We start from the raw sequence: 10,540 nt of genomic DNA, 5'->3' as shown, positions 1-10,540 counted from the left end.
TTAACATGGAGCAAAAATAACATATTGCTACCTAAGCGCCTATACCTATTTTTTAATTCCAGGGGTTTAAAACTATAATAAAACCCCCTGAACAGAAATCGAAACCTTGATTTTAAAGATAAAATATTGGGAGTGGAAATATATAGCTTTCCATCCGGCTTCAGGATTCTGCCCGTTTCACTGAAAAAATTTTCGTGATCAAGAATATGTTCGCTGACTTCTATAGCAATTACAAGATCGAAAGAATTATCCTCATAGGGAAACTTCCTGGTGATATCCACTTTTCTGCATTCAACTTTATCGAACTGAAATATTTCCGGAAAAAGATCGCAGGCATGCACATCATAGCCCATATCATACAGCCTGCTGGTAAATGCTCCATGTCCGGCTCCCATATCCAGCACTTTCATTTCTGTCGGTTCTTTCCTTTCCCTGAAGTATTCTAAAAACTTCTGATGGGTGCCAGGCATGGCGATGGGTGCTATTTCTTTCATTTTATTTTTATTTGAATTTAAACCAGATAACATACGCCTTCCGGCAAATTCCGGAAAATATTTGATGCTTTACAGATTCTTTCAATTTTAAATGTAATATCAATTATTTAATCTTTTATAAAAACTAAAACCGGTATTCATTTTTAATTATAAAAATATTTGCCCTCAGTTTCTCAATGGTTTTCCTGTTTTCAGCATGTGCTCTATTCTTTCCAGTGTTTTCTTTTCCCCTAGCAGCGAAAGGAATGCTTCTCGTTCCAGGTCAAGAAGGTATTGCTCGGTAACCATTGTTTCAGCGGTCAGATCCCCTCCGCACATTACGTAAGCAAGTTTTTCGGCTATCTTTTTATCGTGCGCTGAAATATAATTTGCGGTAAAAAATGCATTGGCACCTGTGAGCAATGCCCCCAGAAATTCACGTCCATGCACCTTAATATTCGCTTCCCTGAGAGGCGGTGTATATCCTGCTTCTGCCAGTTCAATGGCGGCCTTCCTGGCATTTGTGATCACGCGGCCGGGATTGACGGTTATCTGATCGTGATCCATCTTCAGAAACTTCAGTTCTATCGCTTCATGGGCAGAAGTTGAAACTTTTGCCTGCGCAATGGTGAGGAAGCGATGCTGCAGTTCAGGAAATTCCACTTCTCCTTTCTGATAGTTTTCAGATGCACGTTTCACCATTTCCTTGGTACCACCACCTGCGGGAATGAGGCCCACGCCCACCTCTACCAGCCCCATGTAGGTTTCAGCCGAAGCCACAATTCTGTCAGCATGGAGGCTGAGTTCACAGCCTCCACCCAGCGCCATTCCATGTGGGGCTGCTACCACCGGTATGCCGCAATATCGGAGCGACATCATTGTCTTCTGGAAAGTTCGTACGGCAAAATCCAGTTCATCAAACTCTTGCTCTACGGCCAGCATAAAGATCATCCCCAAGTTGGCACCTGCTGAAAAGTGCTCCGCCTCATTGCCGATGACCAGCCCCCGGAAATCCTTCTCCGCGATTTCGACTGCCTTTTGGATTCCCTGCAAAACTTCGCTACCGAGTGTATTCAGCTTGGTATGAAACTCCAGGCAAAGAATCCCTTCGCCAACGTCATGCAGGGTGGCGCCTTCATTTTTCCATACCGCCTGCTGTGCCCGGAAATTGTCCAGGAGGATAATATCCTGCCTGCCAGGAATATCCTTGTACTTTTTCTCTGCGATATCATAAAATTTCCTTTTCCCGTTCTCCGCTTTATAAAAGGAATCAACACCTGCATCCACCATCTCCTGTACCCAGTTGGCGGGTTTGTGGCCGGTCTCCTTCATTTGTGCTAATACCTTTTCCAGTCCCAGCACATCCCACGTTTCAAATGGTCCGAGCTTCCATCCAAAGCCTGCCCGCAATGCATCATCAATTTTATAAACTGCTTCAGATATTTCAGGAATGCGGTTGGATGAATAGGCAAAAATCCCAAAGGAAAGTTTCCTTAAAAATTCCGCTGCCTTATCATTCCCACTGTGCAATGCGCGCAGCCGCTCCTGGAGGTTCTCAATAGGACGGGCGGTTTCTACTGTTGCATATTTCGTTTTCTGCTGCGCGCGATATTCCAGGCTTCCCAGGTCCAGGGCCAGAATATTTGTTTTCCCCTGTTTATCCTTTGTTTTTTTATAGAAACCCTGCCCTCCTTTTTCACCGGTCCAGCCCTTTTCTACCATTTCATTAACAAATTCGGGGACTTTAAAGAGTTCCCTTTTTTCGTCATCGGGTGTAGCGGTGAAAGTATTTTCAGCCACTTTCACCAGCGTGTCAATACCCACTACATCCGTGGTGCGGAATGTAGCAGATTTGGGCCTTCCGGAAATGGGGCCGGTGAGCGCGTCTACCTGCTCTATCGTCATGTCCATTTCTTGCATAAGGTGCAGCGTGGTCATTATGCTGAATACACCGATTCGGTTAGCAATAAATGCTGGCGTGTCTTTACCGTGGACAGTGGTTTTTCCGAGAAAGCGGTCGCCATAGTCCATCAGGAATTCCACTACTTCAGGATCCGTATCCTCCGCAGGAATAATTTCCAGCAATTGCAGATACCGCGGAGGATTAAAGAAGTGAGTTCCGCAAAAGTGCTTTCTGAAATCTTCGCTCCGCCCTTTTGCCATTTCATTTATGGAAATGCCTGATGTATTGGAGGTAATGAGTGAGCCGGGTTTCCGGAATTTTTCTACCCTTTCGAAAAGCTGCCGTTTAATCTCCAGGTTTTCCACCACCACCTCTATCGTCCAGTCGCATTCGGAAATCCATTCAAGATTATCATCAAAATTCCCGGTAGTTATTTGGCTGGCAAAATCCGGATGGTAAAAGGCTGCCGGCTTTCCTTTCAGTGTATTTTGCAGATTTTCGTTCGCTATCCGGTTGCGTACGGCCTTATCCTTCAGTGATAATCCTTTTTGTTTTTCGGCATCGTTAACTTCTTTCGGCACTATGTCAAGCAGATATACCTGGCATCCGGCATTTGCAAAATGGGCCGCAATGCGGCTGCCCATCACGCCTGAGCCAAGCACTGCAACTTTTCTGATTATTCGGTTCATAATGAGGATTTAATTCTGATAAAAGAATTTACTTATGCCAGATAAAGGATGGAGAACCGGAAAAGTTTGAGGAAAAAATAAAGACGGAAATGAGAAATCTAAATCACAGAAAACAATTGTGAGTGGGTAATTCAGTATAAAAAAAGGCCCCACACTGCGGTATGAGGCCTTTTGCATATCTGGATAATTAATAAAGCTTTTATCCTTCTTCCAAAGCCCTTGCACCGCCTACAATGTCGAGGAGTTCTTTAGTGATGGTGGCCTGGCGCTCCTTGTTGTACTTGAGCCGAAGATCCTTGATCAGGTCTTCGGCATTCTCCGTGGCTTTGTCCATTGCTGTCATTCGTGCTCCATGTTCGGCTGCATTTGAATCGAGCAGCGCCCGGTGAATCGTGGTTTGCAATGCCAGCGGGATTAACTTATCCATAATTCCCTCCATAGAAGGTTCAAAGATGTAATTCACACGCCTGCCCTGCTCCTTCTCCGCCACTTCTTCAGGTGCCGCCTCAGGTATTGGCAGCAACTGTATTACTTGTGTGTTATAAACAGCAGCATTGCGGAACTGATTAAAAATAAGGACTATGCGATCAAACTCATTGTGACTGAATTTTTGAGTGATCTCGCTGGCCACGCGGTGCGCTTCCTCGGTTGTGAGATCATTAAATATATGATTATTCTCACCTGCCAAAGGATATTTATATTTCAGGAAATTGTCCCGGCCCTTTTTGCCTACGGAATAAATGCTGAGATTTCCGGCATTGAACTGTGAATTGTAATCATTACGGACGAGGCGCATGGTCTCTTTGATCACATTTGAATTGAAAGAGCCTGCCAGCCCGCGGTCAGCCGTTATGGCTACCAGGAGCACACGATTGGGTTCCCGCTTTTTAAACAAGGGATGATCGTACTCCTCTCCTATCTGTGCAGCCAGGTTTTGCAGCACACTTGAAAGCTTCAGATCATAAGGCCGCATCTTCAGCACCTTTTGCTGTGCCCTCCGCAGTTTCGCAGCAGAGACCATTTTCATCGCCTTAGTAATCTGCTGCGTACTTTTTACAGATGTGATGCGATTCCGTACTTCCTTTAAGTTTCCCATTTTTATGTTCTAATACCAGTTAAAGCATATTTATGCCTTAGCTTTTACAGGCTCTTCCTTGATCTTATATTTCGGTTCAATATCTTTTGCAACAGCTTTCAGTGCATTTGTGATATCATCATTCAGCACTCCCTTGCGAAGCTCATTCAAAACATCTTGTTGTTTCAATTCAAGCAGTTCCAAATATTCCTTTTCAAATTCCTTTACTCTCTCCACCGGAATGTTTGCCAGCAAGCCCTGTGTACCTAAATAAATAATCGCGATCTGCTTTTCAACAGACATAGGATTAAATTGCTTCTGTTTCAGGATCTCCACGTTTTTGGATCCTTTGTCCAGCACTCTCTTGGTAGTAGGATCCAGGTCAGAGCCAAATTTGGAAAATGCCTCAAGTTCACGGTACTGAGCCTGATCAAGTTTCAGCGTCCCGGCAATTTTCTTCATGCCTTTGATCTGAGCATTTCCCCCTACGCGGGATACTGAAATACCCACATTAATAGCCGGCCGTACTCCGGAGTTAAAGAGGTCAGATTCGAGAAAGATCTGACCATCTGTAATGGAGATCACGTTTGTTGGAATATAGGCCGAAACGTCTCCGGCCTGCGTTTCGATAATCGGTAATGCCGTGAGGGAACCACCGCCTTTTACCAGAGGCCGGATGCTTTCGGGCAGGTCGTTCATGTTTTGAACAAGTTCATCAGAATTGATGACCTTACAGGCGCGCTCCAGGAGGCGGCTGTGGAGATAAAAAACATCTCCCGGATATGCCTCGCGTCCCGGAGGTCTGCGCAAAAGCAGGGAAACTTCACGATATGCAACGGCCTGTTTTGAGAGATCATCATACACAATCAATGCAGGCAACCCGCGATCACGGAAAAATTCTCCGATACAAGCGCCCGCCAATGGTGCGTAAAACTGCAAAGGCGCAGGGTCTGAAGCAGTTGCCGTTACTATCACTGTATAGGCCAAAGCACCTTTGTCTTCCAGGATTTTAACAATACCCGCAACTGTAGATGCTTTTTGTCCGCAGGCCACGTATACGCAGTAAACAGGTTCTCCCCGGTCGTAAAATTCTTTTTGATTAATAATAGTATCAATGGCGATGGTGGTTTTGCCAGTCTGCCTGTCACCAATAATAAGTTCACGCTGGCCTCTGCCAATGGGGATCATTGCATCTATGGCCTTAATCCCGGTTTGCAGCGGCTCATTTACCGGCTGACGAAATATTACACCCGGTGCTTTTCGCTCTATCGGCATTTCATATTTTTCACCTTCAAGCGGCCCTTTGCCGTCAATGGGTTCACCGAGTGGATTCACCACGCGGCCCAACATCCCATCTCCCACCTGGATGGAAGCTATTCGATTGGTTCTTTTTACAGTATCGCCCTCCTGAACAAGATCTGAACTACCAAGGAGTACTGCACCCACATTGTCTTCCTCAAGGTTGAGAACAATGCCCATTAATCCTTTGTCAAATTCAATAAGTTCACCTGCACGCACTGAATTGAGCCCGTAGATGCGGGCAATGCCATCGCCTACCTGCAACACAGTTCCTACTTCCTGCAGTTCGGCCTCTGACTTGAACTCCGACAGTTCCTGCCTTAAAATATCCGAAACTTCGTCTGGTCTTACGTTCATTATTTTGATTTCTTTAAATCTTGTTTTCTTAAAATAAAAATTGGATTAGTTGGCCAAATGAAGCTTTAATTCTTTTAGCCTTGTTTTTATGCTGCTGTCTACCAGCTTATCATCATAGCGCAAAATGAATCCACCTATCATGTCTTCCTGAACTTGTGCATCCAGTTCAAATCGCCTGTTAGTGCCTTGCTGCAACATTTCTGAGATCTGTTTGTGCAGCTTTTCATCAATGGGCACTGCCGTAAAAAGCGTGGCCTTGGCTATTCCCATTCGTTCATTATAAAGCACAAGGAATTGATTGAAAATACCGGCCAGCAATTCTTCCCTTTTCTTTGTCAAAACCTGATGAATGAAGCGCAGGAGGATATTATTTATTTTACCTTCCAATATCCTGTTGAGGATCTGCTTCTTTTTATCCTGATCTATCACCGGACTTTCGAGCAGTAACCTGAAGTCCCGGTTTTCCCGTGTCAGTTTCAGGAAATCCTGAACATCCGTCCTTATTTCTTCGAGCTCATTTTTTTCGAGCGAAAATTCCAGTAGCGCCTTCGCGTATCGTTGACTGATCCTGTGCTGAGACATGGTAGTTGCTTAATTGAGCTTCGTTTCCTTGATGTAATCGCGAATGAGTTGCTGCTGCTGTTCTGGATTGCTAAGGTGCTGGCGCAGAATCTTTTCTGCTGCATCCACTGCTATCATAGCTACCTGGTCCTTCACTTCACGGAAGGCTTTTTCTTTTTCCCGTTCAATCTCTTCGCGGGCTTTTGCAATGATCTTCCGTCCTTCTTCCTGAGCAGCCGTTTTGGATTCCGCTACGATCTTTTCCTTTATGTCGCGGGCTTCTCTCAGCATGGCATCGCGTTCCTGGCGGGCCTCCTGCAGCAGTTCCTCATTCTGGCTCTGCAACTGGCTCATCTCTTCACGTGCTTTCTTAGCCGATTCCAGCGCTTCATTAATGGAGTGCTCCCTGTTTTTCAGACCGGTAACAATGGGCTTCCATGCTACCTTCCTGAGTAAAATCAGAAGAATGATAAAAATAAAAACAGTCCAGAATGCCAACCCGACATCAGGGGTAATCAAAGCACTCAGCAGTAATGTGTTCATTATTTTTTTTTAAAATATGATTTTAATCAAAATTTAAGTTCACGGTAAAAGTGTCCGGGTTCCTTTTGCCAATCGCTAAGAAACCCGGACTGGTTTGATTACCCAACCTGGAGCGCCATCAAAACGCAGATAACTTCTCCAAAAAGGGCTACACCTTCAATTAGGGCAGCGGAAAGGATCATTGCACCCCGGATCTCATTAGAAGCTTCCGGTTGGCGGGCAATAGCTTCAACAGCCTGCCCACCGATGCGACCAATCCCTAAACCTGCACCCAAAGCAGCAATACCGGCACCGAGGCCGGCTCCTAAGCCTGCCCAGCCAACGGCTTCGCCTGCCTGCAGCAAAATGGTGAGTAAAGTCATGATTACGATTTATTTAGAAAAAATGAAAAAACAAATTAATGTGCGGCCTCTTCATGATGCGTATGATCTTCCAGTGCCTGTCCGATAAATACTGCGGAAAGAAGTGTGAATACATAAGCCTGGAGCAGCGCCACAAAAAGTTCAAGTAGATCAATAAAGAGCACAAATACTGTAGAAAGTATTGACACTCCCCATCCTGCAGCAGGGTTAGCACCCATTTCTCCAAGTATGAAAATGAGGCCGATCAGCGACAAAATGATAACGTGGCCGGCTGTAATATTGGCAAACAGACGAACCATCAAGGCAAAGGGCTTTGTAAAAATCCCAATTACCTCCACGATCATCATCAGAAATTTAACAGGAAGGGGCACTCCCGGAAACCAGAAGATGTGGCCCCAATAAGTTTTTGTCCCATTAATATTGGTAATAACGAGGGTAATGAGCGCAAGCGCCAGGGTAACGGAAATATTTCCGGTAACGTTGGCGCCAAAAGGTACCAGACCAAACATGTTGAGAAACCAGATGAAGAAGAACATCGTACACAGGAGCGGCATAAACCGCTCATATTGATGGGGAATGTAATTCTTGCCAATATCATCGCGGATAAAAACAACGATGGGTTCAAAAAATGAGGATACCCCTTTGGGAGCGCGGTTAGGATTACTTTTATATCTCTTGCCCATAGAGCCGAATATCAACAGCATCAACAATGCGGTGATGAGCATAAAGAAAACATTCTTGGTAATGGAAAAATCCCAGGGACCATATTCCCTGATGAGATTATCCAATTGCAGTTCAGCTTCTTCTCCCGCGAGCGTTCCGGCTTCAACCTGCTCCTCAAGTTCCTGTAGTTCGCCATGTGCAGATGGCGTCATCAGGAAACCATGCTTTACATCTTTAGTGTATCTATGGAGGCCGTGGAAATCGTGGGGATCAATATATCCGGCTTCCTTAGCCCTTGTGGTGGTAAGAAAAAAACGCAGTTGATTGGTCTTCTGGTCAAAGAAGATGCGTGGGAACTGAAACCCTACGTAATGGCCGTCCTGCTTCCACAGATCAAATGAGTAAGAATCACCGAGGTGATGCATGGTGGTTGCGGCTGCATCATATTCTTCTTTAACAATATCTCCCTCCGGCAGGTGCTCATCATGACTACGTCCTTGTTCACCTTTTTGAATGGGATCAGGATCATGTTGTGCTAAAACAGGGGAAGAAAAGACTGAAAAGAGCAGGAGTGTGAGAGGTAAAATGTGCTGCTTAACCAACAGCATCAGGCTTTTCTGCATTTTTATGGGCTTCTGAAATTTGCCGCAAATTTAGCAATAATAGATAAACCTCAAAGCCTGTAAATAAAATGTAGGAGGCAAAGAAGCTGAGGACGAAAGTTATCTTGCTATCTTCAAATCTGCTGATGAATAAAAGTATGAAAACGAGGCTCAGCACCATCTTTAGGGCAATACCTCCGAAAAGTAGATTATTAAATGACTTGGGATTGCTCACCAAAGAATGGGCAAGCAGCGGATAGCTGATGACTGTAACCAGCAGGAAAAAAGTGAAGTTGAATAGATCAGCTTCGGCAAGCACCGGGTTCCCAAACTTCAGTACGGCAAAGTATCCTACGGCATAAACTAATATGGAGAAGATGAAAATATAGAGGAAGAACCTCTTCATCATGGAAGCAAACATGAGTTAAATAAATGGTTTAATAAGCTGATAAATAGCAGCGATGATGGCGACACTTGAAACTATAATTGTGAAGATAGGCTTTTCGGTTCCTGCCAGATGGTCCAGTCCGAGACCTGCTAGCACCCCAAAAAGAACGGTAGCCATAATTTGCGTACCGAGGCCTAGGTAGCGGCCGAAATCACTAGGAGACAGCGACTTTTTCGGCTGTCGTTCTTGTTGGTCTTTGTCCGTTTTCTCTTCCTTTTTCACTGCGCGCGGCATGTATATCTGCTGAAACATCTCCCATGTGACTTTGGCCATTAAATTCTGCTCCGGCTTCTACCACCAACTTCTTGGTATGCATGTCACCTCTTACTTTGGCGGGAGCTTTCAGGTGCAGAAGCTGGGCTGCGAAGATATTGCCTGAAATGTTGCCGTGGATATCTGCTTCCTGGCAATGGATGTCGCCATGTATATTGCCATTCTCGCCAATCACCACTTTTGCCTGCGAATGAATATTTCCTTTTACTGTTCCATCTATCCGGATATCGCTGTCCGTCTTAACCTCACCCTCTATGCTGGTTCCACTTCCGATCAGGTTAATCTTGCCGATAGCATCTGAGGTTCTTTTTCCTATTCCGTTTTTCTCTTTTCCAAACATCCTTTTTTCTATTTTTAACTTTCAGTTCTTTAAAAAACAATGTGCTTCTCAGGGTCCATTGGATGACCGTTCTGCCACAGTTCAAAATGGAGATGGGGCCCTGTGGTTAGCTCCCCTGATTCCCCGATAATTGCAATTACCTCACCTGCACGGACGAAGTTACCTACTTTTTTAAATAACTCTGAATTGTGTTTATAGACCGAGATGAGATTATTTGCGTGTTGAAGTACAATTACGTGTCCGGTATTCACTGACCAATCAGCAAATATCACAGTTCCATCCATAGTAGCCTTAATTCCAAGTTTAGGTTCTGCCACAATGTCTACAGCATAATGGCGGGTGGCAGCGTTAAAGCGGTCAGAAATGAATCCTTTCACGGGAGGATAGAACAGAATATTGGAGGCTTTTTCTTTGGATGAAGCCTGGCTGGAATAGCTAAGGCTGTAGTTATCAGCATTCTCTATCTCGTCTCTCAGCAATGAATCTTCACGGGAAGTTTTAAAATATTCGCTCCTTACTTTGGTTATGGGCTTTGCTAATTCAGCGGAATCTTCCGCAGTTTCGCCAATAGTGCCCGTGATAATACGCTTAAGATTGGCCAGGTAAATTTCCGTGGTATAAAGCTGATTCTCCATAGAATCGGCTTTCATGATCAGTTCGGCAAACTCCTCAGTATTCCTGAACTGAGAATATCCGGGTATATATTCCCGGAGGGGCGTGTAAGCAATGAGCCCATATACCATAAAAAAGAAGATGAGGAAAGTAATGCTAAAAAGGGTCAGTGTATTGAGAGGTGTCAGCGCAAAGGCTGTTTTCTCTTCAAACGTCTTCTCGTTGAGGATGACGATCCTATACCTGTTGGTAAGTTTTTTGAAGTATTTAGAACTATTCTTCTTCATGAGGTCGCCACGCTTAGCAGGACGCAGCAAGTGAATTTTCTCTTAAAATTGAA

Annotated in this window: 11 protein-coding genes; all 11 read right to left on the bottom strand. The window is 44.8% G+C overall.

The genetic code is table 11. From position 1 onward, the window contains the following. A partial coding sequence (locus WD077_16130) for a class I SAM-dependent methyltransferase (GenBank protein MEX0968762.1) occupies window positions 1–494 on the bottom strand: 494 nt, incomplete at its 3' end. 165 nt (window positions 495–659) lie between these two features. Next, window positions 660–3,065: a 3-hydroxyacyl-CoA dehydrogenase NAD-binding domain-containing protein gene (locus WD077_16125; GenBank protein ID MEX0968761.1), complete on the bottom strand. Its 2,406-nt coding sequence runs from the start codon at window positions 3,063–3,065 to the stop codon at window positions 660–662. A gap of 199 nt (window positions 3,066–3,264) precedes the next feature. Beyond that, complete coding sequence (gene atpG / locus WD077_16120; GenBank protein MEX0968760.1) at window positions 3,265–4,161, bottom strand: ATP synthase F1 subunit gamma; 897 nt, start codon at window positions 4,159–4,161, stop codon at window positions 3,265–3,267. A 30-nt stretch (window positions 4,162–4,191) separates the two neighbouring features. Next, the gene (gene atpA / locus WD077_16115) at window positions 4,192–5,799 is read right to left on the bottom strand and encodes a F0F1 ATP synthase subunit alpha (protein MEX0968759.1); all 1,608 of its coding nucleotides are present in this window, start codon (window positions 5,797–5,799) and stop codon (window positions 4,192–4,194) included. Window positions 5,800–5,841: 42 nt separating this feature from the next. Then, entirely contained in the window at window positions 5,842–6,378 is a 537-nt protein-coding gene (gene atpH, locus WD077_16110) for an ATP synthase F1 subunit delta (protein MEX0968758.1), read from the bottom strand. Between the two features lie 9 nt (window positions 6,379–6,387). Then, on the bottom strand, window positions 6,388–6,900 hold the full coding sequence (locus WD077_16105; GenBank protein MEX0968757.1) for a F0F1 ATP synthase subunit B: 513 nt from the start codon (window positions 6,898–6,900) through the stop codon (window positions 6,388–6,390). A 98-nt stretch (window positions 6,901–6,998) separates the two neighbouring features. After that, a complete protein-coding gene (gene atpE / locus WD077_16100) occupies window positions 6,999–7,262 on the bottom strand; it encodes an ATP synthase F0 subunit C (GenBank protein ID MEX0968756.1) in 264 nt (87 codons plus the stop codon). Window positions 7,263–7,297: 35 nt separating this feature from the next. After that, the gene (atpB, locus tag WD077_16095) at window positions 7,298–8,548 is read right to left on the bottom strand and encodes a F0F1 ATP synthase subunit A (GenBank protein ID MEX0968755.1); all 1,251 of its coding nucleotides are present in this window, start codon (window positions 8,546–8,548) and stop codon (window positions 7,298–7,300) included. After that, window positions 8,520–8,936, bottom strand: a complete 417-nt coding sequence (locus WD077_16090; protein MEX0968754.1) for a hypothetical protein — start codon at window positions 8,934–8,936, stop codon at window positions 8,520–8,522. The genes atpB and WD077_16090 overlap by 29 nt, the downstream gene beginning before the upstream one ends. A gap of 193 nt (window positions 8,937–9,129) precedes the next feature. Further along, window positions 9,130–9,588 carry a polymer-forming cytoskeletal protein gene (locus WD077_16085; protein MEX0968753.1) on the bottom strand — a complete coding sequence of 153 codons (459 nt, stop codon included), beginning with the start codon at window positions 9,586–9,588 and terminating at the stop codon, window positions 9,130–9,132. Window positions 9,589–9,617: 29 nt separating this feature from the next. Then, window positions 9,618–10,487, bottom strand: a complete 870-nt coding sequence (locus WD077_16080) for a M23 family metallopeptidase (protein ID MEX0968752.1) — start codon at window positions 10,485–10,487, stop codon at window positions 9,618–9,620. Window positions 10,488–10,540: the final 53 nt, after the last annotated feature.

The organism is Bacteroidia bacterium (genome assembly GCA_040880525.1).
Lineage (GTDB): Bacteria > Bacteroidota > Bacteroidia > CAILMK01 > JBBDIG01 > JBBDIG01.
This window is presented reverse-complemented; position numbering and strand designations above follow the sequence as displayed.